Genomic DNA, 21,580 nt, shown 5'->3' with positions numbered 1-21,580 from the left:
ACACCTCAGGAGCGGGAGAGCCGGCGCAGCAGCGAGTCCGCACCCAGCGGGTACGCCCCGTGCCGGCGGACCCCGTCGGCGACCTCCCGGTCGGAGGAGACCACCACCACCGGGCGCCCCGACGGCTCGGCGCGGACCAGCCGCCGGATCAGCTCGTCGGCGGTCTCGCCCTTGCGGGAGAAGAGCACCCGTACCCCGCGTGGGGTCGGCGGCAGCCCGTGCATCCGCTCGGCGCCGTCGAAGACCACGGTCACCTCGTCACCGGTCTGCGCGGCGATCCCGCCGAGCCCGGTGATCAGCCGCTTGCGCTGCTGCTCCAGCGACATCTCGCCGAAGCCCCGCTTGGTCACGTTGTAGCCGTCCACCACCAGGTGCGCGCGGGGCAGGGCGAGCAGCTGGTCGAGGCGGGCCGGGTCGTCGGTGTCCCGGGCCCGGGCGGCCGGCCCACCGGTGGGGGCGGCGGCCGGGTTCTCGGCGAAGGCGTCGGCGACGAAGTCGGCGGGGAGCTTCTCGACCGGGTCGAGGGCCAGCTCGCGCCGGAGCCCGACGGCGGCCTGCCCGATGGTCTCCAGCAGCAGCCAGAGCCGGGCGTCGTCGACCGAGCGGGCCTCCTTGGCGCTGGCCCGGGCCATCCCCGCCGCCGCCTCCGCCTCGGCCAGCCGGGCCCGCGCCCGGCGCAGCTCGGCGTCGCTGTCGGCGGCAGCCCGGGCGGCCCGGCCGCGCTCGGTGGCGAGCAGCTCGGTGGCCTTGCGTTCGCGGGCCTGGGTCTCCCGCAGGGTGCGCTGGAGCTGGCGGGCCTCCTCACGCAGCTGCCCCAGCTCCTCGCGGACCCGGGCCAGCTCGTCGCGGAGCTTCTCCGCCTCGACCCGGGCCACCGCCCGGTCGTGCTCGGCGCGGGTGGCCCGCTGCTCGGCCTCGCGGACCAGCTCGGCGACGACCGCGCTGTCCGCCTCGGCGCGCACCGCGGCGCCGCTGGCCTCGATCAGCTCCCGCCAGCCGCGCGGCCGGGCCAGGTAGGCCAGGGCGGCCACCTCGACCGGGTCGGCGGCGGCCGGGGCGGTGCCCTCGACCACGGCCGCGCCCAGGTCGCCGGAGTCGGCGAGCACCCGGGCGGTGACCCGCTGCCGGAACAGCGGGTCGGCGGTCAGCTGGGCGGCGATCGCGGGCGCGCCCAGCCGGGCGCGGCGGTTCGGCGCGAACTTGGCCACCCGGCGCAGCGGCACCGGCACCTCGTCGACGGGCAGGCCGGGCAGCACGGCGGCGGTGAGCGCGACGATGCGCTGCCGGACCGGCTCGGGCAGGGTGGGCTCCGGCTCGGGCGCCCCCGCACCCGGATCGACGCCGGCCCCGGGCGCGGCGGCGGACGACCCCTCCTCCGGGAGGTGGTCGTCGTACGGCTCGGTGAGGGGCATGTGGCAAGTCTCCCACCGCGACCGGGCCCACTGCCGGATGAGTGAGCCGATCTCTCATCCTAGACCCGTGACCACCTGTGAGGCTGCTGGGACGGGAGTGTCGGACCTGGCCGCTAGCCTGCCGCGCGTGGCACCTGGGGAGTACGTCCAGCAGACGCTGGCCGGTCTGGATCCGACAGCGGGCGGCGGGGTCGACCCGGCGTTGCCGCTCTACGCGACGACCTTCGTGGTGGTCGACCTGGAGACCACCGGCGGCGCGCCGGACGGCGGCGGCATCACCGAGATCGGCGCGGTCAAGGTGCGCGGCGGCGAGCAGCTCGGGGTGCTGGCCACCCTGGTCAACCCGGGGGTGCCGATCCCGCCGTTCATCACCGTGCTGACCGGTATCACCCAGGCCATGCTGATCCCGGCGCCGCCGATCGAGCAGGTGCTGCCGAGTTTCCTGGAGTTCATCACCGACGCCGTGCTGGTCGCCCACAACGCCCCCTACGACGTGGGTTTCCTCAAGGCGGCCTGCGCCAGGCACGGCTACCGCTGGCCCAACCCCCGGGTGCTGGACACCGCCGCGCTGGCCCGCCGGGTGCTGACCCGCGACGAGGTGCCCAACCGCAAGCTCGGCACCCTGGCCGCCTACTTCCGCACCGCCACCCAGCCCACCCACCGGGCGCTGGACGACGCCCGGGCGACCGTCGACGTGCTGCACGGGCTGATCGCCCGGCTCGGCGGGCACCGGGTCGACACGGTCGGCGACGCGATCGAGTTCGCCCGCGCGGTCACCCCCACCCAGCGCCGCAAACGGCACCTGGCCGAGGGGCTGCCCAAGGCGCCCGGGGTCTACATCTTCCGCGCCGCCGACGACCGGCCGCTCTACGTCGGCACCTCCGGCGACATCGCCACCCGGGTGCGCAGCTACTTCACCGCCGCGGAGAAGCGGGCCCGGATGTCGGAGATGCTGGCCGCGGCCGAGCGGGTGGAGGCGGTCGAGTGCGCACACTCCCTGGAGGCGGAGGTCCGCGAGCTGCGCCTGATCGGCGCCCACGCCCCGCCGTACAACCGGCGGTCCAAGTTCCCCGAGCGGATGGTGTGGCTGAAGCTGACCGACGGTCCCTACCCGCGGCTGTCGGTGGTGCGCAACCTCTCCCCCGGCGACACCGCCTACCTGGGTCCGTTCCGGTCCAAACAGGCCGCCGAGCTGGCCGCCGCCGGCTTCCACGACGCGGTTCCGCTGCGCCAGTGCACGCACCGGCTCTCGCTGCGCACCGTCACGCCGGCCTGCGCGCTGGCCGAGCTGGGCCGCTGCCCGGCGCCCTGCGAGCACCGGATCACCCCCGAGGAGTACGACCACCGCGCCGCCGCCCCGTTCCGCACCGCGACGGCGAGCGACCCCCAGGTCGTGGTGCAGGCCCTGCTCGCCCAGATCGAGGCGCTCTCGGCCGCCCAGCGGTACGAGGAGGCGGCGGTGGTGCGGTCCCGGCTGGCCGCGGTGCTCCGGGCGGCCGTCCGGATGCAGCGGCTGGCCGGCCTGACCCGGATCGCCGAGCTGACCGCGGCCCGGCCGGCGGCCGGTGGCGGCTGGGAGCTGGCCCTGGTCCGGTACGGCCGGCTGGCCGGGGCGGGGGTCTCCCCGCCGGGGGTCCACCCCCGACCGACCATCACCGCGATCCGGGCCACCGCCGAGACGGTGGAGCCCGGCCACGGGCCGGTGCCGCGCGCCTCGGCCGAGGAGACCGAGCGCATCCTGTCCTGGTTGGAGCGGCCGGAGACCCGGCTGGTGGAGATGTCCTCCGAGTGGTCGTCCCCGGTCTCCGGCGCGGCCCGCTTCCGGGACCTGCTGGCGAAGGCCGAGAACGGCGGAGCCCACCAACTCTCGACCGAACGCTCATGAGCAAGTGACCGATCGGACGACCGTGCCTCACTTAGGCTGTTGAGGGAGTGCAGTCCTGCCCGTTTCGTGGGCCTGCTTCCGGTTACTGGTGACGGTGACCGAGGAGCCGGGGTGAGGAGGTGTCCCTCGTGGACGTCGACGCCGGACACGGCGCCGCCCTGGGGGGCGCGCTCCCGACCCAGCCGGGAGAGCTGCCACTGGCCCGCCGGCTGCGGTCGCTGCTGACCTGGCCGACCACCGACGGCGATCCGGTCGCCCGGCTGGTACGCAGTCACCGCAGCATCCACTCCGGCGCGGACCCTTCGGTGCTGCGGCGGGCGTACACCATCGCGGAGAACATGCACCGCGGCCAGTTCCGCAAGAGCGGCGAGCCGTACATCACCCACCCGCTGGCCGTCGCCGAGATCTGCGCGGATCTCGGCATGGACACCACCACCCTGGTGGCGGCGCTGCTGCACGACACGGTGGAGGACACCCGCTACACCCTCCAGGCGCTCGCCGAGGACTTCGGCCACGCGGTGGCCCACCTGGTCGACGGGGTGACCAAGTTCGACAAGGCGTTCTACGGCAAGGCCGCCGAGGCGGAGACGATCCGCAAGATGATCATCGCGGCCGGCAAGGACGTCCGGGTGCTGATCATCAAGCTGGCCGACCGGCTGCACAACATGCGGACGCTGGGGGTCCGCTCGGCCGCCTCCCGGCAGCGCATCGCCCGGGCCACCCAGGAGGTGCTGATCCCGCTCTGCGACCGGCTCGGCATCCAGACCCTCAAACGCGAGCTGGACGACGTGGTGCTGCTGCACCTGGAGCCCGAGGAGCACGCCCGGATCGCCCGGCACGTGCACGACCGGCCGGGCTGGGACGCCTACCTCGACGACGTGGTGGCCCAGGCCAGGGTGGCGCTGCGCCGCAGCCGGGTCGACGCCGAGGTGGGCCCGCGCCCCCGGCACCTCTACTCGATCTGGAAGGACACCGTCGCCGGCGGACACCCGGCCCCGTACGACCTGCCCCGGATCGCGATCGTCGTGGACGGCCCGGCCACCGACTGCTACGCCGCCCTCGGCGCGGTGCACGGCCGCTGGCGTCCGGTGCCCGGCCGGTTCAAGGACTTCATCGCCTCACCGAAGAACAACCTCTACCGGTCGCTGCACACCAGCGTCCTGGGACCGCAGGACCGCACCGTCGAGGTGCTGATCCGCACCCGGGAGATGCACCGCGCCGCCGAGTACGGCATCGCCGCCGAGTTCCGCTTCCCCCGCTCCTCCGGCGACGCCACCCGGCCCGGCCAGCTCTCCTGGCTGCGCCGGGTGCTGGACTGGGAGCAGGAGGCCCCCGACCCGGCCCAGTTCCTCCAGTCGCTGCGCTGCGACCTGGCGGAGGCGCAGATCCAGGTGGTCGCCGACGGCCGCCCGGTGGTGCTCCCCGCCGGCGCCACCCCGGTCGACCTGGCCTACGAGCTGGGCGCCGCGCGCGGCGACCACTGCCTGGCCGCCCGGATCAACGGCCGGCTGGCCCCCCTGTCGTCCGAACTGGACGAGGGCGACGTGGTGGAGATCTACACCGAGAACGACGCCGAGAGCGGCTTCGAGGCCGACGCCGCGCCCCGTGGCCCCCGGCGGGAGTGGCTCGGCTTCGTCAAGTCGCCGCACGCCCAGATGCAGATCAACCGCTGGTTCGCCGAGCACACCGAGCCGGGCATCTCCATCGCCGACAAGGTCCGCCTGGGCCGGGCCACCATCGGGCTGGCGCTGCGCAAGCACGACCGGGGGCTGGCCAGCGACCTGCCACTGCTGCGCCTGTCCGAGGAGCTCGGCTACCCCGACCTGGAGACCCTGCTGGTGGCCGTCTTCGACCGGACCGTCGAACCGGACACGGTGGTCCGTCAGCTCATCGACCTGGTGGACCACCGGCAGTGACCCGGCAGCGCCACGGTAGGGCTGGAGCGGTCGCCCCGCCCACCACGGCGGGCCCCGCACGGCATAGCCTGGAGTCATGATCCCCCGTACGCGCGCCACCGGCCGGGCCGTCGCCTACAAGGTCTTCTACCGGCTGCCGGTGACGATGCGCCGCCGGCTGGTCCGGCTGGCCGTACCGAAGTACATCGTCGGCGCGGTCGCCCTGGTCCGGGACAGCGAGGCCGAGGGGACCGGCCGCATCCTGCTGCTGCGGCAGCCTCCGGGGCACAGCTGGAGCCTCCCCGCCGGGCTGCTCGAGCGCGGCGAGCCCCCGGTCGTCGGCGCCGCCCGCGAGCTGTACGAGGAGTCCGGCATCCGGCTCGCCCCGGAGCGGCTCCGCCCGGCCGTGCCGAACGCCCTGGTGCACGCCGGGGGCTGGGTGGACGTGGTCTTCGAGACGGAGGTGCCCGCCTCCACCACCGCGCTGAAGGTGGACGGCGCCGAGGTCCTCGAGGCGGTCTGGCACCCGCTGGACGACCTGCCCCGGCTCAGCCGGGCCACCGCCAACCTGCTCGGCCACTACGGCATCGGGCCGATGGCCGGGAAGGTCCCGCCGACCGGCGAGCCGGCGGCGTGACCGCCGACGGGCGTCCCACCGGCGGCAGCGGGCCGGCGCGGGCCGGGGCGGCCACCGGGACCGCGGCGGGGATCTGCGCGGTGGTGCTCGCCGCGGGTGAGGGCACCCGGCTGCGGCCGCTCACCACCGGCGCACCCAAGGCGCTCTGCCCCGTCGGCAACGTCCCGCTGCTGGACCGGGCGCTGGCCCGGCTGGCCGGGCTCGGCCTGACCGGCCCGGACCGGGTCGCGGTCAACGCCGCCTACCTCGCCGACCAGGTGGTCGCGCACGTCGGCGACCGGGCGCACCGCTCCGTCGAACCGGGCGGACCGCTCGGCACGGCCGGCGGCATCGGCAACCTGCGGGACTGGATCGCCGGGCGAGGGGTGCTGGTCGGCAACGCCGACGCGTACCTCGCCGACCCGGGGGCCGCGCCGGGGCCCGACATCGCGGCGCTGCTGGCCGGCTGGGACGGGCACACCGTACGCCTGCTCGGTCGGCCCGCCGCGGACCCGACGGCGCCGGGCACCTTCGACGGGCACGACTTCACCGGGTTCTCGCTGCTGCCCTGGCGACTGGTCCGGGACCTGCCGCCCACCTTCGGCGACCTGGTGCGGGCGGTGTGGCGGCCGGCCGAGGCGGCGGGCGCCCTGGAGGTGGTCCCCTATCCGGGTGTCTTCTACGACACCGGCACCCCGGCCGACTACCTGGCCGCCAACCTGCACGCCGCCGGCGGCGGCAGCCTGGTCGACCCGACGGCGGCGGTGACCGGCCCGCTGCGGCGCTCCGTGGTCGGCGCCGGGGCGGTGGTGCACGGCGACGTGGCGCGCGCGGTGCTCTGGCCGGGCGCGACGGTCGAGGCGGGTGAACGGCTGCGCGACGTCATCCGGACGGGCGACGGGCTGACCGTGCCGGCGGCGTGAGCGGCGGGGGCGGTCCCGCTCCGGGCGGGCCGGTCAGCATCTAGCATGAGCCACGACGCCGACGAACGGAGAATCGTCCAGTGATCACCGCGATCGTCCTGATCGACTGCGCCACCGACTCGATCCCGGAGGTGGCCGAGACCCTGGCCGACCTGCCCGGCGTCAGCGAGGTCTACTCGGTGGCCGGTCACGTCGACCTGATCGCCATCGTCCGGGTCCGGGAGTTCGAGCAGATCGCCGAGGTGATCGCCGGCAGCATCTCCAAGGTGCCCGGGGTGATCGACACGGAGTCGCACATCGCGTTCCGGGCCTACTCCCAGCACGACCTGGAGGAGGCGTTCGCGATCGGGCTGGCCGGCGCCGACTGACGGCCCGGCCCCCGCGCCACCCATCGCACGGCGATGGCCGGCCCGCCCGGGAGGGCGGACCGGCCATCGGTCGTACGGTGATGTCAGCCGTCACCCGGAGCCGGCGAGTTGGTGATGGTGCCACCCGGGGCCGGCTGCTCGGTGCCGGTGCCACCCGGAGCCGGGGGCACGGGAACACCCGGACCCGGCGTCGTGGTGCCACCCGGGCTCGGGGTGCCGGTGGCGCTGGTCTGCGGCACCGGGACGCCCAGCTGCTGGGCCAGGGTCACCAGCTCGTCGTAGTGCGCCTGGAGGATCGGCAGCGCGTTCTGCGCCAGCTGGACAACCGACTGCTCGGTGCCCTGCGAGATCTCGGTCTGCGTGGCCTGGATGGCCTGGACGTGGCCGGCCAACTGCGCGGTCACCCACTGCCGGTCGAACTCGGCGCCGTCGAGGTTGCCGAGCCGGTCGAGCACCTCCTGCTGGTCCGCGGTCGGCTCACCGGGCAGCGTCACGTTGAGCTGCTGCGCGGTGCTCTGCACCGTCTGGTCGAGCTGGGTGTGGTCGGTCCGGAACATCTCGCCCAGCCGCTTGACGTCCTCGCTCTGGGCCTTCCGCCGGGCCAGGTCGCCGGCCGTGATCTCGAACAGGTTCACCTGGTGCACCGCCTGCAGGTACTGGGTGTCCTGCGCCGACGGCTGTGCCGCGGCCTGTACCGCCGTGGCGGGCGCGAGGCCAACCACCACCAGCGCGGCCAGCAGGCCGAGGCGTTTGATTCCCAACATGTTCCCTCCCCGATTCGTTGGACCGCACGGATACCCGGCTGACGGGGCTTATTCCTGCGTGTCCACCCGTTCGTGGGCGGGTCGCCCGGATGTGGCGACCCGGCGGGACGACCGGCCCGGAAACGGACGTGGCGCCCGCCGGAAACTCCGGCGGGCGCCACGCTCAGGTGCGTCGGGGGTCAGCGCCGGCTCTCGCCGCTGCTGATCTCCTCCCGCTCCGGTCGGGGCTCGACCGGCGGGTGGCCCGGCGAGACCGGCGCCTCGGCCGGCTTCTCGATCGGGTAGAAGAAGCCCCGGATGGCCGGGCCGAGGGCGCCGAGCCGGTTCATCTTCTTCGGCACCACCCAGCCGACGTAGTCCAGCTGACCGTGCCCGTCGGCGTGCCCGTCGAGCGAGGTCAGCGGCTGGTGCACCTCGACGAAACGGCCGTCCGGCAGGCGCCGGATGATGCCGGTCTCCACGCCGTGGGCCAGCACCTCACGGTCGTGCTGCTGCAGACCGAGGCAGAGCCGGTACGTGACGTAGTAGGCCAGCGGCGGGACCACCAGCAGGCCGATCCGGCCCGCCCAGGTCATCGCGTTGAGGCTGATCTGGAACTTGTCGGCGATCACGTCGTTGCCGCCGGAGAGGGTCAGCACCACGAAGAACGACACCGCCATCGCGCCGACCGCCGTACGGGCCGGAACGTCCCGCGGGCGCTGGAGCAGGTTGTGGTGCTTGCGGTCCTTGAGGTGCCGCGCCTCCATGAACGGGTAGAACAGGGAGATCGCGACCAGGATGCCCGGCAGGACGACCGTCGGCCAGAACAGCGGCGGAATGACGTAGCCGTCGCCGATCGGGATGTTGACCTCCCAGGCCGGCATCAGGCGGGTCGAGCCGTCGAGGAACATGACGTACCAGTCGGGCTGGCTGGCGGCCGAGACCACCCACGCCTCGTACGGGCCGAAGTACCAGATCGGGTTGATCTGGAAGAGGCCACCCATCAGCGCGATCACGCCGAAGACGACCATGAAGAAGCCGCCCTGCTTGAGCGCGTAGCGGGGGAACATCCGCTCGCCGACCACGTTCTCGTTGGTCCGGCCGGGGCCGGGCCACTGGGTGTGCTTCTGCTTGAAGATCAGCGCCAGGTGGGCGGTGATCAGCGCCACCAGCAGGCCCGGGATGAGCAGCACGTGGGCGATGAAGAACCGGCTGATGATGATCTCGCCGGGGAACTCCCCACCGAAGATCGACGAGGTCAGCCAGGAGCCGATCACCGGGATGGAGAGCATGATCGCCGAGGCGATCCGCAGGCCCGTGCCGGAGAGGCCGTCGTCCGGCAGCGAGTAGCCGGTGAAGCCGGCCAGGAAGCCGATCCAGAACAGCAGCGAGCCGATGATCCAGTTCGCCTCACGCGGCTTGCGGAACGCGCCGGTGAAGAAGACCCGGAGCATGTGCACCACGATCGCGGCCATGAACAGCAGCGCCGACCAGTGGTGCATCTGCCGCATGATCAGGCCACCCCGGACGTCGAACGACAGGTCCAGGCTGGAGGCGTACGCGGCCGACATCGGCGTGCCCCGCAGCGGGGCGTAGCTGCCGTTGTAGATGACCTCGGTCATCGCCGGCTCGTAGAAGAAGGTCAGGAACACACCGGTCAGCAGCAGCACGACGAACGAGAAGAGCGCGATCTCGCCGAGCAGGAAGGACCAGTGGTCCGGGAAGACCTTGTTGAGCAGCTTGCGCAGCGGCGTGGCCACCTGGAAGCGGTCGTCCACTTCCCCGGCGGCCTTGCCCGGCACCGCTGCTACGTCAAACTTTCGGCGCTTCATGGCCGCTCCCAGAAGTCGGGGCCGACGGTTTCGGTGTAGTCGGACTTCGCCACGAAGAAGCCCTCCTCGTCCACCTCGATCGGCAGCTGCGGCAGCCGTCGGCTGGCCGGGCCGAAGATCGGCCGCGCGTTGTCGGTGATCAGGAACTGGCTCTGGTGGCACGGGCAGAGCAGCCGGTTGGTCTGCTGCTCGTACAGGCTCGCCGGGCAGCCGGCGTGCGTGCAGATCTTGGAGTACGCCGCGTAGTTGCCCCACATGTAGTCGCCGTGCCCGACCCGGGCGTTGGCCTCGCGGGACTGCTGCGCGTCCGACTCCCGCAGGTGGATCAGCAGGGTCGGCGAGTCGGCGTGCTTGTTGCTCACACCGTGCTCGATGCCGGGGAAGACGGTCAGCTGACCACCGGCGCTGATGTCGGTCGGGCGGATCGGTCGACCGTCCTCGCGGACCAGCCGGATCCGTCGACCGCCCTCCGCCGGCGCGAAGCCGGTGGTGAACATCTGGTTGTTCTTGTGCGGCTGGGAGATCAGGCCACCGACCAGCGGGGCCGCGGCGACCGCGCCCACCGGCAGCAGACCGGCGACCAGCGAGACACCGAGCAGCGGACGGCGCCGCACACCCATCTCGTCGGCCAGGTAGAGCATGGTCTCACCGGTGATCTTGCGATCCTCCGGAGAACCCGGCTGGTCGTGCCGGTCCTGGATCGAGACCTCCTTGGGCAGCAACTTCTTGCCCCAGGTCAGGATGCCGAAGCCGATGGCGAGCAGCGCGACGCCGAGGGTGAGGCCGAGCAGCGGGGTGTACCACTTGTCCCCGCCGCGGCCGGCCTCCCAGTGCCACGGCCACCAGATGTAGACGACCAGGAACGCGGTGGCCGCGAGGCCGGTGAGCAGGAAGAAACCGGCGACGAGCCGGGTCAGGCGGCGCTCGGCCTTGCTGCCCGGAACCACCTGCTCCTCGTAGTGCACGATCTCGATGTCGTCCCGACGCGCGCCCTCCTGGACGATGTCGAACCGGGACAGCCGGGGATCGAGAACGTCGAGCGGCTCCGGACCCCGCGGGGTCTGGGGCTCGGTGTGGGTGCTCATGCCGTCACCTCGCTACGGGCGGTGCCGGGAGCCGGCACCACGGCAATGGTACTCATGTTCGGCTCGGTCACGACTTGCCCGCAATCCACAGGCTGGCGAAGACCAGCGCGACGATGCCGACCAGGAAGATCGCCAGACCCTCGGTGGACGGACCGTACCGGCCCAGGTTGAAGCCGCCCTGGTCCTCGCCCTGCTTCAGGGTCTCCTGGATGTAGGCGATGATGTCCGCCTTCTCCTCCGGGGAGATCTGGTTGTCGCCGAAGACCGGCATGTTCTGCGGGCCGCTCAGCATGGCGGCGTAGATCTGCCGGTCGCTCGCCGGGCGCAGGCTCGGGGCGAACTTGCCCGAGGAGAGCGCGCCGCCGCCACCGCCGAAGGCGTGGCACTGCGAGCAGTTGATCCGGAACAGCTCACCACCGGTCGCCAGGTTGGCGCCCTCGCGGAGCTCCCCCTCGGGGACCTGCGGGCCACCACCCAGCTCCTGGATGTACTGGCCGAGCTGGCGCACCTGCTCGTCGGTGAAGACCGGGGGCTTGCGCTGGGCCTGGGCCTCCTGGCGGGCCATCGGCATGCGGCCGGTGTCGACCTGGAACTCCACGGAGGCGGCGCCGACCCCGATCAGGCTCGGGCCACGACCCTCGACGCCCTGCGCGTTGCGACCGTGACAGGTCACGCAGCTCACGTCGAACAGCGCCTTGCCCTCGGCTGCGGCGCCGGTCAGCGGCGGGTTTTCCTGCGCCTGCACGCCAGGGGCGAAAGCGGTGTAGGCGCCGCCGGCCAGCGCGAGCGCGGCGATCAGCCGGACCGCGGCGCCCAGCCGGCGGCGGCCCCTGCTGCGCGCCACGGGCCGCCCGCGCAGGTGCGCGAGCAGACCGCGTCGGCGGTCGTTGTCAGAAGTCATGACCTGTGTCCTTAACCGGTTGGACCTTGTCTCAGGGGACGGAGCAGCGGCGCGGTGCGTGACGCGCCAAGATCATTGAAGCCAGTAGATCATGGCGTAGAGCCCGATCCACACGACGTCGACGAAGTGCCAGTAGTACGAGACGACGATGGCCGACGTGGCCTGCGCCGGGGTGAACCGGCCCATGGTCGTGCGGATCATGAAGATGACGAAGGCGATGAGACCGCCGGTCACGTGCAGGCCGTGGAAGCCGGTGGTCAGGTAGAACATCGACCCGTAGCCGTCTTCGTTGATCTTCACGCCCTCGTGCACCAGCTCGCGGTACTCGTTCACCTGGCCGAGCACGAAGATCAGGCCCATCACGAAGGTGATCGTGAACCAGCGCCGCAGGGCGTGGACGTCACCCTTCTCGGCCGCGAAGACACCGAGCTGGCAGGTCACCGAGGACAACACCAGGATCACCGTGAAGGTGGTCGCATAGGGGATGTTGAGGTGCTCGGTGTGCTTCTCCCACTGCTCCGGCGCCGCAGCGCGGATCGAGAAGTACATCGCGAACAGCGCCGCGAAGAACATGAGTTCGCTGGAGAGCCACACGATCGTCCCGACGCTGACCATGTTGGGTCGGGTCAGGGAGTGGATCCGGCTCTTGTCAATGGCTGGGGCCGCAGTCACGCGGTCATTATTGCCCTTGACCGGGGCCGGCCATCAGCGGGGTGGCAAACCAACGCCTTCCGTGGCCCGATCTCGGTGGTCCGGTTCGCCTGACCTACCCTGAAAAGCGTGCTGCACGTCGATCCGATCTTCGCCGCCACCTCGGTCGCCCCGTCGACCCTGGCGGCGGGGGGCGAGGCCGTTCCGCCGCCCTTCACCATCGCCCGGGTGTTCACCGAGACCCGGCTGGACAGCTGGCTCGCCCTCGGACTCGTGCTGGCCGCCGGTCTCTACCTCTACGGCGTCCACCGGCTCCGGCTGCGCGGGGACCGCTGGCCGGTCGTCCGCACGGTCTGTTTCCTCGGCCCCGGCCTGGGCGGTATCGCGTCGGTCACGGTGAGCGGACTGCACGCGTACGACACCGCGCTGCTCTCGGTGCACATGATCCAGCACATGGTGCTGTCGATGATCGCGCCGATCTTCCTGGCCCTGGGCGCCCCGGTCACGCTGGCCCTGCGCACCCTGCCGGTGCGCCCCCGCAAGCGGCTGCTGGCGGTCGTGCACAGCCGGATCGCCCGGATCTACAGCTTCCCGCTGGTGGCGTTCGCCATCTTCGTGGTGAACCCGTTCGCGCTCTACTTCACCGATCTGTACCGCTACACCCTCGAACACGCCTGGGCCCACGAGGTGGTGCACGCGCACTTCATCATGACCGGCTGCGTGTTCTTCTGGCCGCTGCTCGGCCTCGATCCGCTGCCCGGGCGGTGGCCGTACCCGGGGCGGGCGCTGCTGATGCTGCTCTCCGTGCCGTTCCACACGGTGCTCGGGCTCACCATCATGCAGAGCACCACGCTCTTCGGCAGCGACTGGTACCCGTCGCTCGGCCTGAGCTGGTCGAACCCCTGGGACGACCAGGTGGTCGCCGGCGGTGTCCTCTGGGCCGGCGGCGAGTTCGTCAGTGTGACGATGCTCGCGGTGCTGGTGTTGCAGTGGGTCAAGCAGTCGGAGCGGGAGGCCCGCCGGCTCGACCGCGAACTGGACCGCCAGGAGGCCCGCGACCGCGCCGCCGCCGCGGCGCAGGCCGCCCCACCCCCGGTCGCCCAACCCTGAGCAGCGCCGACGGCGGGGTCCGCCGGGACCCGGCGGGCGGGATGTCAGGTACGCCACACCGACCGGTACGATCAGCGGGCAGCTACGAGGTGGGAGCCAGTCCAGCGATGAGCAATCGTCTTTGCACCGTCCTGCTCTACAGCGACGACCCGCAGGTCCGGGACCGGATGCGGCTGGCCGTCGGCACCCGTCCCGCGCCCGGCCTGGAGATCGAGTTCGTCGAGGCCTCCACCTACGCCGAGTGCATCCGGCTGGTCGACGACTACGAGATCGACCTCATGCTCCTCGACGGCGAGGCGTCCCCGGGCGGTGGCATCGGCATCGCCCGGCAGATCAAGGACGACCGTGACGACGCCCCGCCGACCTGCGTGGTGATCGCCCGCGCCGCGGACCGATGGCTCGCCGCGTACGCGCAGGTCGACGCCACCCTGGTGCATCCGCTCGACCCGGTGACCACCGGCACCACGGTCGCCGAGCTGCTGCGTACGCACGCCGCCGCCTGAGTCACCGCGCTCGGCGGCGCCCCCGGCGCCCGGGGTGACGGGCGCGATCCGTCCCACCCGCACCTCACGCCCGCTCGGGAGGCCCGCCATGGGCGATCGGACCTGGCCGCACCTGCTCAACGCGCTGCTGCGCGGTGAGGAGCTCTCCACCGGCGACACCGCCTGGGCGATGGACGAGATCATGGCCGGCGCGGCCAGCCCCGCCCAGGTCGCGGGCTTCGCCGTCGCGCTGCGGGCGAAGGGTGAGACCCCCGCCGAGCTGGCCGGCCTGGTCGAGGCGATGCTCGGCCGGTCGGTGGAGGTGAAGCTTCCGGAGGAGGTGCGCCGCACCGCGCTGGACGTGGTGGGCACCGGCGGTGACCTCGCCCACACGGTGAACATCTCCACCATGACCGCGCTGGTGGTGGCCGGCGCGGGCGTACGCGTGGTCAAGCACGGCAACCGCGCGGCCTCGTCGCTCTGCGGCACCGCCGACCTGCTGGAGTTCCTCGGTGTGCCGCTGGACCTGGACCCGGAGGCGGTGGCCCGCTGCGTGTCCGAGGCCGGCATCGGCTTCTGCTTCGCGCCCCGGTTCCACCCGGGGATGCGGCACGCCGGGCCGGTCCGACGCGAGCTGGGGGTGCCCACCGCGTTCAACTTCCTCGGCCCGCTGACCAACCCGGGCCGTCCCCGCTCCGGCGCGGTGGGCTGCTTCGACCGGCGGATGGCCCCGGTGATGGCCGCCGTCTTCGCCGCTCGCGGCGACTCGGTGATCGTGATGCGCGGCGAGGACGGCCTGGACGAGTTCACCACCGCCGCCCCGACCCGCCTCTGGGTGGCCCGGGAGGGCGCCGTCACGGAGGCGCTGGTGGACTCGACCGACCTCGGGGTACCCCGGTCCACCCTGGCTGACCTGCGGGGCGGTGACGCGGCGTACAACGCCGGCGTGGCCCGTCGGCTGCTGGCCGGGGAGACCGGGCCGGTACGCGACGCCGTCCTGGTCAACTCCGCCGCCGCGCTGGCCACCCAGAGCTCGGTGGACGGGGACCTGACCGGAGCGCTGCGGGCCGGCCTGGACCGGGCCGCCGAGTCGATCGACTCCGGTGCGGCGGCCGCCGTCCTGGAGCGCTGGATCGAGGTCGCCCACGCGGGCTGAACGACCGGGCGAGGGTGGCGTGCCGGAAAGTGTCGGAGGGGCGTGCCAAACTACACGGGAGTAATTTTCCGTTTTCCACCGATGGCGGTGCTGCCCGTCGGGGAACGCCGGAGCGAGAGGAGACGCCCGTGTCGGACCGCGAGCTCTACTGCGACAGCTGCGAGGGCGTTCAGCCGTTCGAGGCCCCACCCTGCGCGGACGGCCACGGCGCCGACTGCCCGGAGCTGATCTGCACCGGCTGCGGCGTGGCCGTGCTGATCGCCACCTTCGCCTTCCGCGCCCCGCAGCTCGCCGCACGCCGGCACCCCGGTCCCCGCCGCCGCGCGGCCTGACCCCACCCCTGCCGGCCCAGCTATGCCCCGGCCCCGCCCCTCGTCCCCGGCCCCGCACTCGTCCCCGGCCCCGCACTCGTCCCCGGCCCCGCACTCGTCCCCGGCCCCGACCTCGGCCCCAGCCCCGGCCCGAGACGCCCGGCTCCTGTTCGAGACGCCCGGCTCCTGTCCGAGGACGACGTCGCGCCCGCCCAAGCCGTCAGGACCAGCGCACCAACATAGGCCGTCCCGAGTCCGATCACTCCAGGCTGACGGTCGTCCCGGCAGGACGGCACCCTTGCGCTTTGCGGGAGTCGACCGGCCCACCCGGCCGGAGGCAGCGCGGAGTCGCCGACCCCAGGACTCTGTTGCGGGTCCTTTAGAGCTGATGTCGTAAACGACTCAGGCATCACGGTCGGCGAGGCGGCTCGACGATCACACCGGCGACAGCCGACACGCCGCAATGCAGGGCGGAGGCGGCGACGGACGGGGACCGCAACCACCACGCGCCCCGGCGATCGCCCTCACGGCGGAGGGCGGAACCGCCCGCCGCGATTTGCGGCAGGTCGGGGTATCCCCGTCGCCGAACACCCCGACACGCCGCAAACCACGGCGGGGCGAAGGCCGGTGGGCGGCCGAGACCGGCCAGGGGGGACCGGCGAAGCCGACAGGCGGCGAGACCGGCCAGCGGCGACCGCCGAAGCCGACGGGCGGCGAGACCGGCGAGAGGCGATGGCCGGTGGGGCGAGGGCAGGCGGGGCGAAGGCAGGCGGGGCGGGCAGGGCGGGCGGGGGCAGGCGCGGCACGCTGAGTCGTTTACGTCATCAGCTCTAAAGCACAGCAACCAGGTCGGCGCCACCGCCACACAGCTCACTCACCAGCACCAACCGGCGCCAGCACCCGACAACGACCAGCACCGGACAACGACCAGCACAGTACGGGGCCCGCCTGCACGGCCACGACCGCCAGCACCGCACGACCGCCAGCACGGCCACGACCCGCCAGCACCGCACGACCGCCAGCACGGCCACGACCCGCCAGCACCGCGCGACCGCCCGCACGGGCACGGTGCCCATGGCCGGCCGCCTTCCCGACCCCACATACGCGTAGGCCCGCGTCCCCGAAGCGGGGACGCGGGCCTACGGGTGAAGCCGTCGGGTCAGTGCTCGGCCGTGCGGCGGGTGCCGGTGTAGTACTCGAACAGCAGGCCGCAGGCGGCGAGGATGACCGCCACCAGGCCGACGCCCAGCAGCCAGAACTGCCAGTACACCAGGCCCAGACCGGCCACCGCGGCGGCGAGCGCCAGGCCGAACGGCCAGTAGCTGCCCGGGCTGAAGAAGCCGATCTCGCCCGCGCCGTCGGCGATTTCGCCGTCCGGGCGGTCCTCCGGCCGCAGGTCGATGCGGCGGGAGACGAACCAGAAGAAGCCGCCGCACATCGCGCAGAGCAGGAACGACAGCAGCAGGCCCACCGTGCCGACCCACTCGACCCGGCCACCGTCGCCGTAGGTCCAGACGCCGTAGAGGATGGCCGCGCCGAGCAGGAACGCGGCGATGACCAGGAAGATACGCCACTCAGTCTTCATGCCGGATCCCTCAGTTTCCCGCGCCGGCGGACGCGTTGTCCGGGTTGAAGTTCGCGGTGTTGCGCCGCGTCTCGAACGGCTTGGTGGTCTGCGCGTACGGCTCCTCGCCGATGGCGCTGAGCGCCTCCTGCGTCGACTTGCCGTCCCGCTTGGCCGCCAGGAACTGGTCGTACTTCTCCGGGGAGACCACGCGCAGCTCGAAGTTCATGAAGGCGTGGTAGCTGCCGCACAGCTCGGCGCAGCGGCCCACGTAGGCGCCCTCGGTCTGCAGCTTCGAGACCTCGAACACGTTGCGGATGTTGCCCGGCATGACGTCCCGCTTGAACAGCAGCTCCGGCACCCAGAAGGAGTGGATGACGTCGCGGCTGGTCTCCTCGAACCGGATGGACCGGTCCGTCGGCAGGACCAGCACCGGGATGACCTCGCTGGTGCCCAGCACCGAGGCGACGGTGTTGGCCTCGGGGCCCTGGCCGTCGCGGTAGTTGAACTGCCAGTTCCACTTGAAGGCGACGACCTCGACGGTGACGTCCGGGTTCTTCGTCGTCCGGACCACGTCGGTCTGCACCACCGCCGTGTAGTAGAAGAGCACGGAGACGATGAGGATCGGCGCGATGGTGTAGAGGAACTCCATCGGCATGTTGTAGCGGGTCTGCACCGGCAGCTCGTTGCCGCGCTTGCGGTAGCGCACGACGCACCAGAAGATCAGGCCCCACACGAAGACGCCGACCGCGAGGGCGGCGATGCAGGACGCGATCCACAGGTCGTACATCCGGTGCGACTCCGGGGTGATGCCGCCCTGCGGCCAGCCGAAGCCGTCCACCGCACTGCCGACGTCACACCCGGTGAGCAGAACCAGCAGCGCAGCTCCGCCGAGACCGAGCCCGGCGAGCCGACCAGCACCACGCCGCCGGCGTCCACCGGCTCCTGGGGAAGCGCTGTGCCGTACGGCCGACGGCCGTACCTCCGAACTCCTTGCGACCACCTGGTCCTGCCTCCCTAGCGCGCCGCGGTGGGTTTCCATCAACACCGACGGCAAAGGCGTCACCGACGGTCGCAGATTACTCGACCATGGGGGGGTCGGCCGTGTTGGGGTCACTTCCCGCCCCCATCGGGGAATCCTGGGCATACCGGCGCGATAGCGTGAGCAGCCGTGAGCCCTTCCCCGGTCTACCTGGACGCGGCCACCGCCGCGCCGCTGCACCCGGTCGCCCGGCAGGCGCTGCTGGCCGCCCTCGACGACGGCTGGGCCGACCCCGCGCGGCTGTACTCCCCGGCGCGGCGGGCCCGCCAACTGCTCGACGCCGCCCGCGAGGCGACCGCGCAGACGCTCGGCGTCCGCGCCGACGAGCTCTCCTTCACCCCCAGCGGTACGACCGCCGCGCACTCCGCCGTGCTCGGCGGCCTCGCCGGCCGGCGGCGGACCGGGCCCACGCTGGTGCACTCGGCGATCGAGCACTCGGCCGTGCTGCACGCCGCCGAGCGGCACGTCGCGGCCGGCGGCGCGGTGACGTCGGTGCCGGTGGACCGGCTCGGCCGGCTCGACCTGCCGGCCTGGTCCGACGCGGTCCGGGCGCCCGGGGTGGCGTTCGCCGCGCTGATCGCCGCCAGCCACGAGGTGGGCACCGTCCAGCCGGTCGCCGAGGCCGCCGCCGCCTGCGCCGAGGCGGGGGTGCCGCTGTACGTGGACGCGGCCCAGGTGGTGGGCCGGGCGCCGGTGCCGGCGGGCTGGTCCGTGCTGACCGCCAGCGCGCACAAGTGGGGCGGTCCGCCCGGGGTGGGGCTGCTGGTGGTCCGCAAGGGCACCCGGTGGGAGTCGCCCTGGCCCGCCGACGAGCGGGAGTCGGGGCGTACGCCGGGGGTGGTGAACCTGCCGGCGGTGGTGGCGGCGGCGGCGAGCCTGCGCGCGGCGGCGGCCGACGCCGCGGCGGAGGCGGCCCGGCTGGCGCCGCTGGTGGACCGGATCCGGGCCCGGGTGGCGGCGGAGGTGCCGGACGTCGAGGTGGTGGGCGACCCGGTCGACCGGCTCCCCCACCTGGTCACCTTCTCCTGCCTGTACGTCGACGGCGAGGTGCTGCTGCACGAGCTGGACCGGCGCGGCTTCGCCGTCTCCTCCGGCTCCTCCTGCACCTCCTCGACGCTGCGGCCCTCGCACGTGCTGGAGGCCATGGGGGTGCTCTCGCACGGCAACGTCCGGGTCTCGCTGCACCGGGAGACCACCGAGGCGGACGTGGAGCGCTTCCTGACCGAGCTGCCCGGGATCGTCGCGGGGCTGCGGGCCGAGGCCGGGGTGGTGGGGCTGTGAGCGATCCCACGGAGGTGCTGGACTGCCGGGGGCAGCGCTGCCCGCTACCGGTGATCGCGCTGGCCCGCCGCCTGCCGGAGCTGCCGGTCGGGGCGGTCCTGCGGGTCCGCGCCGACGACCCGGCCGCCGCCGTCGACATCCCCGCCTGGTGCCGCCTGCGCGGCCAGGAGTTCCTCGCCACCACCCCCGGCCCCGCCTACGACGTGCGCCGCACCCGCTGACCCCCGCTGGGGCGGGCGCTCAGGTGAGGTAGGTGAGGATGGCGGGGAGTGGGTCGATGTCCACCGAGGTGTCGACGACCAGCCGGGGGCCGATGACCGGTTCGAACTCGGCGCGGCGCAGCAGGGTCTGGTCCCAGGTGGGGCTCAGCGGGTCGGGCTCGGCCGACAGCCGCGCCTCCACCCGGCGGCGGTGCTCCGCCTCGTCCCCGCAGTGCACTTCGATCACCCGCAGCGGCACCCCGGCCCGCTCGGCCAGGTCGTGCCAGAGTCCCCGCGCGCTCGCGACCGGGTTGACCGCGTCGATCACGACGCTCAGGCCCAGCCCGAGCTGCACCTCGGCCAGCCCGGCCAGCGCGCCGTACGCGGCCATCCCGGGCACGTCGCCGACCAGCCCGAACCGGGCCATCGCCCGCTCGATCGGGTCGACCGGCAGCACCGGCGCGGACCGGGCCACGCCGACCCGGGCCGCCAGGGTGCTCTTGCCCACCCCCGGCAGCCCGGCGAAGGCGACCAGTACCTGACTCACGGCAGCAGGTGCGGCCGCACGTCCTCGGCGGCGGCGTCCCCGTACGACTCGGCGAGGCGCTTCACGAAGAGGTCACGGCGCACCTCGTACTCCTGGCCGCCGAAGTTCTCCAGCACCAGGGTGGCCAGCAGGCAGCCCACCTGGGCCGCCCGCTCCAGGGTGACGCCCCAGTTCAGCGCGGTGAAGAAGCCGGCCCGGAAGCCGTCGCCGACGCCGGTCGGGTCGATGGCCTGGATCTCCCGGGCGATCGGTACGTGGATGACGCCGATCTCCCGGCCGGCGATCTCCACGCCGTTCTTGCCCAGCGTGGTGACCCGGACCTTCACCAGGTCCAGCAGCTGCTCGTCGCTGAGCCCCGCCTTGCTCTGCAGCAGCGACTTCTCGTACTCGTTGGTCATCAGGTAGTCGGCGCCGTCGATCAGGCCGAGCACGTCCGAGCCGTCCATCCGGGCGAGCTGCTGGGACGGGTCGGCGACGAAGGCGTAGCCGCGCTCCCGGCACTCCGCGGAGTGGCGGATCATCGCTGCCGGGTCGTTGGCGCTGACCAGGACGAGGTCCAGGCCGCCGATCCGCTGCGCGACGGGGAGCAGCTCGATGTTGCGGGCCTCGCTCATCGCCCCCGCGTAGAAGGAGGCGATCTGGCACATGTCGGTGTCCGTGGTGCAGACGAAGCGGGCGGTGTGCGCCACCTCGCTGACGTGCACCGAGTCGCAGTCCACCCCGTGCCGCTCCAGCCAGGACCGGTAGTCGGCGAAGTCGGCGCCGACCGCGCCGAGCAGGACCGGACGGAGCCCGAGCTGGGCCATCCCGAAGGCGATGTTCGCGGCGGTGCCGCCACGACGGAGGACCAGCTCGTCCACGAGGAAGGAGAGCGACACCTTGTGCAGCTGGTCGGCGATGAGCTGGTCGGCGAAGCGACCGGGGAAGCTCATCAGGTGGTCGGTCGCGATCGAGCCGGTCACGGCGATCTTCATGTCAACCTTCAGGGTCGGGAACACGGCGCGGTCAGCCTACCGGCCCGCCCCTGACCCCATCCCCGGTCCGGTCGATCATGCAGTTCCGGTGGGGTGCACAGGGCGCGAAAGGGTGACAACGCCCACCACGACTGCATGGTCGGCGCGGGAACGGGCGCGGGAACGAGCGACGGGGCCGGCCCGGGAGGGCCGGCCCCGTCGCAGGGGTTCGGGGCGACTCAGCTGAAGGAGTCGCCGCAGGCGCAGGAGTTGCCCGCGTTGGGGTTGTCGATGGTGAAGCCCTGGGCGTCGATGCGGTCGGCGAAGTCGATGGTCGCCCCGGCGAGGTAGGGGGCGCTCATCCGGTCGACGACGACCTCGACACCGTCGAAGTCGGTGACGACGTCACCGTCGAGCGAACGCTCGTCGAAGAAGAGCTGGTACCGCAGGCCGGAGCAGCCACCCGGCTGCACCGCGACCCGGAGCCGCAGGTCGTCGCGGCCCTCCTGCTCGATCAGGGCCTTGACCTTCTGCGCCGCGACGTCGGTGAGGACGACGGAAGTAGGGGCCTTGGCCTCGGTCGACTCGGTCTGCGCTGGCGTGGTCACGTGGAAATCTCCCTG

22 protein-coding genes are annotated in these 21,580 nt (G+C 72.9%); 11 read left to right on the top strand and 11 right to left on the bottom strand.

Annotation, left to right across the window (positions count from 1 at the left end; translation table 11 throughout):
* Positions 1 to 5 precede the first annotated feature (5 nt).
* The gene (locus AC5L3Z_RS07970; RefSeq protein WP_334529380.1) at positions 6 to 1,412 is read right to left on the bottom strand and encodes an NYN domain-containing protein; all 1,407 of its coding nucleotides are present in this window, start codon (positions 1,410 to 1,412) and stop codon (positions 6 to 8) included.
* Between the two features lie 127 nt (positions 1,413 to 1,539).
* Here AC5L3Z_RS07970 and AC5L3Z_RS07965 point away from each other — a divergent pair, with 127 nt between their 5' ends.
* From AC5L3Z_RS07965 to AC5L3Z_RS07945, 5 genes are all read left to right on the top strand, one after another.
* Positions 1,540 to 3,297, top strand: a complete 1,758-nt coding sequence (locus AC5L3Z_RS07965; protein ID WP_494840737.1) for a DEDD exonuclease domain-containing protein — start codon at positions 1,540 to 1,542, stop codon at positions 3,295 to 3,297.
* Between the two features lie 128 nt (positions 3,298 to 3,425).
* Positions 3,426 to 5,213: a RelA/SpoT family protein gene (locus AC5L3Z_RS07960; RefSeq protein WP_494841269.1), complete on the top strand. Its 1,788-nt coding sequence runs from the start codon at positions 3,426 to 3,428 to the stop codon at positions 5,211 to 5,213.
* A 76-nt stretch (positions 5,214 to 5,289) separates the two neighbouring features.
* Complete coding sequence (locus AC5L3Z_RS07955; RefSeq protein WP_494840735.1) at positions 5,290 to 5,829, top strand: NUDIX hydrolase; 540 nt, start codon at positions 5,290 to 5,292, stop codon at positions 5,827 to 5,829.
* An 80-nt stretch (positions 5,830 to 5,909) separates the two neighbouring features.
* A complete protein-coding gene (locus tag AC5L3Z_RS07950) occupies positions 5,910 to 6,731 on the top strand; it encodes a nucleotidyltransferase family protein (protein ID WP_494841268.1) in 822 nt (273 codons plus the stop codon).
* 80 nt (positions 6,732 to 6,811) lie between these two features.
* Entirely contained in the window at positions 6,812 to 7,099 is a 288-nt protein-coding gene (locus tag AC5L3Z_RS07945) for an Lrp/AsnC family transcriptional regulator (RefSeq protein ID WP_334529392.1), read from the top strand.
* Between the two features lie 83 nt (positions 7,100 to 7,182).
* Here AC5L3Z_RS07945 and AC5L3Z_RS07940 read toward each other — a convergent pair whose 3' ends face one another.
* The 5 genes from AC5L3Z_RS07940 to ctaE form a co-directional block, all read right to left on the bottom strand.
* Positions 7,183 to 7,863 (bottom strand): DUF4142 domain-containing protein, encoded by a 681-nt coding sequence (locus tag AC5L3Z_RS07940; RefSeq protein ID WP_494840734.1) that lies wholly within the window; start codon positions 7,861 to 7,863, stop codon positions 7,183 to 7,185.
* Positions 7,864 to 8,042: 179 nt separating this feature from the next.
* The gene (gene qcrB / locus AC5L3Z_RS07935) at positions 8,043 to 9,674 is read right to left on the bottom strand and encodes a cytochrome bc1 complex cytochrome b subunit (protein ID WP_494840732.1); all 1,632 of its coding nucleotides are present in this window, start codon (positions 9,672 to 9,674) and stop codon (positions 8,043 to 8,045) included.
* The gene (qcrA, locus tag AC5L3Z_RS07930) at positions 9,671 to 10,759 is read right to left on the bottom strand and encodes a cytochrome bc1 complex Rieske iron-sulfur subunit (RefSeq protein WP_494840730.1); all 1,089 of its coding nucleotides are present in this window, start codon (positions 10,757 to 10,759) and stop codon (positions 9,671 to 9,673) included. The genes qcrB and qcrA overlap by 4 nt, the downstream gene beginning before the upstream one ends.
* Positions 10,760 to 10,826: 67 nt before the next feature.
* Entirely contained in the window at positions 10,827 to 11,660 is an 834-nt protein-coding gene (gene qcrC / locus AC5L3Z_RS07925; RefSeq protein WP_494840728.1) for a cytochrome bc1 complex diheme cytochrome c subunit, read from the bottom strand.
* Between the two features lie 72 nt (positions 11,661 to 11,732).
* On the bottom strand, positions 11,733 to 12,332 hold the full coding sequence (ctaE, locus tag AC5L3Z_RS07920; protein ID WP_334529408.1) for an aa3-type cytochrome oxidase subunit III: 600 nt from the start codon (positions 12,330 to 12,332) through the stop codon (positions 11,733 to 11,735).
* A 108-nt stretch (positions 12,333 to 12,440) separates the two neighbouring features.
* Between ctaE and AC5L3Z_RS07915 the strand changes: the two genes are divergently transcribed.
* From AC5L3Z_RS07915 to AC5L3Z_RS07900, 4 genes are all read left to right on the top strand, one after another.
* Positions 12,441 to 13,421 carry a cytochrome c oxidase assembly protein gene (locus AC5L3Z_RS07915; RefSeq protein WP_494840726.1) on the top strand — a complete coding sequence of 327 codons (981 nt, stop codon included), beginning with the start codon at positions 12,441 to 12,443 and terminating at the stop codon, positions 13,419 to 13,421.
* A 107-nt stretch (positions 13,422 to 13,528) separates the two neighbouring features.
* Entirely contained in the window at positions 13,529 to 13,924 is a 396-nt protein-coding gene (locus AC5L3Z_RS07910; protein WP_494840725.1) for a response regulator, read from the top strand.
* A gap of 88 nt (positions 13,925 to 14,012) precedes the next feature.
* Positions 14,013 to 15,059 carry an anthranilate phosphoribosyltransferase gene (trpD, locus tag AC5L3Z_RS07905; RefSeq protein WP_494840723.1) on the top strand — a complete coding sequence of 349 codons (1,047 nt, stop codon included), beginning with the start codon at positions 14,013 to 14,015 and terminating at the stop codon, positions 15,057 to 15,059.
* A 128-nt stretch (positions 15,060 to 15,187) separates the two neighbouring features.
* Complete coding sequence (locus tag AC5L3Z_RS07900; RefSeq protein ID WP_494840721.1) at positions 15,188 to 15,391, top strand: hypothetical protein; 204 nt, start codon at positions 15,188 to 15,190, stop codon at positions 15,389 to 15,391.
* A gap of 1,138 nt (positions 15,392 to 16,529) precedes the next feature.
* Here AC5L3Z_RS07900 and AC5L3Z_RS07895 read toward each other — a convergent pair.
* Both AC5L3Z_RS07895 and ctaC read right to left on the bottom strand, forming a co-directional pair.
* On the bottom strand, positions 16,530 to 16,955 hold the full coding sequence (locus AC5L3Z_RS07895; protein WP_334531248.1) for a cytochrome c oxidase subunit 4: 426 nt from the start codon (positions 16,953 to 16,955) through the stop codon (positions 16,530 to 16,532).
* Positions 16,956 to 16,965: 10 nt separating this feature from the next.
* Positions 16,966 to 17,937, bottom strand: coding sequence for an aa3-type cytochrome oxidase subunit II (gene ctaC / locus AC5L3Z_RS07890; RefSeq protein WP_494840719.1), 972 nt, complete (start codon positions 17,935 to 17,937; stop codon positions 16,966 to 16,968).
* A gap of 168 nt (positions 17,938 to 18,105) precedes the next feature.
* On the opposite strand from ctaC, the gene AC5L3Z_RS07885 reads away from it, so the two are divergent.
* Both AC5L3Z_RS07885 and AC5L3Z_RS07880 read left to right on the top strand, forming a co-directional pair.
* The gene (locus AC5L3Z_RS07885) at positions 18,106 to 19,257 is read left to right on the top strand and encodes a cysteine desulfurase family protein (protein WP_494840717.1); all 1,152 of its coding nucleotides are present in this window, start codon (positions 18,106 to 18,108) and stop codon (positions 19,255 to 19,257) included.
* A complete protein-coding gene (locus AC5L3Z_RS07880) occupies positions 19,254 to 19,478 on the top strand; it encodes a sulfurtransferase TusA family protein (protein ID WP_494840715.1) in 225 nt (74 codons plus the stop codon). Before AC5L3Z_RS07885 ends, AC5L3Z_RS07880 begins: the two co-directional genes overlap by 4 nt.
* Before the next feature lie 19 nt (positions 19,479 to 19,497).
* On the opposite strand, the gene AC5L3Z_RS07875 is transcribed toward AC5L3Z_RS07880, so the two are convergent.
* The 3 genes from AC5L3Z_RS07875 to erpA all read right to left on the bottom strand — a co-directional run bounded on the left by AC5L3Z_RS07875 (position 19,498) and on the right by erpA (position 21,565).
* The gene (locus tag AC5L3Z_RS07875; protein ID WP_494840714.1) at positions 19,498 to 20,004 is read right to left on the bottom strand and encodes a P-loop nucleotide/nucleoside kinase family protein; all 507 of its coding nucleotides are present in this window, start codon (positions 20,002 to 20,004) and stop codon (positions 19,498 to 19,500) included.
* Positions 20,001 to 20,978, bottom strand: coding sequence for a carbohydrate kinase family protein (locus tag AC5L3Z_RS07870; protein ID WP_494841266.1), 978 nt, complete (start codon positions 20,976 to 20,978; stop codon positions 20,001 to 20,003). The genes AC5L3Z_RS07875 and AC5L3Z_RS07870 overlap by 4 nt, the downstream gene beginning before the upstream one ends.
* A gap of 218 nt (positions 20,979 to 21,196) precedes the next feature.
* Positions 21,197 to 21,565: an iron-sulfur cluster insertion protein ErpA gene (gene erpA / locus AC5L3Z_RS07865; RefSeq protein ID WP_091104634.1), complete on the bottom strand. Its 369-nt coding sequence runs from the start codon at positions 21,563 to 21,565 to the stop codon at positions 21,197 to 21,199.
* Between the last annotated feature and the right edge of the window lie 15 nt (positions 21,566 to 21,580).

This window comes from Micromonospora sp. LZ37 (genome assembly GCF_059359015.1).
The sequence above is the reverse complement of the archived record's forward strand: the minus strand, read 5'-3'. Positions and strand labels throughout refer to the sequence as shown.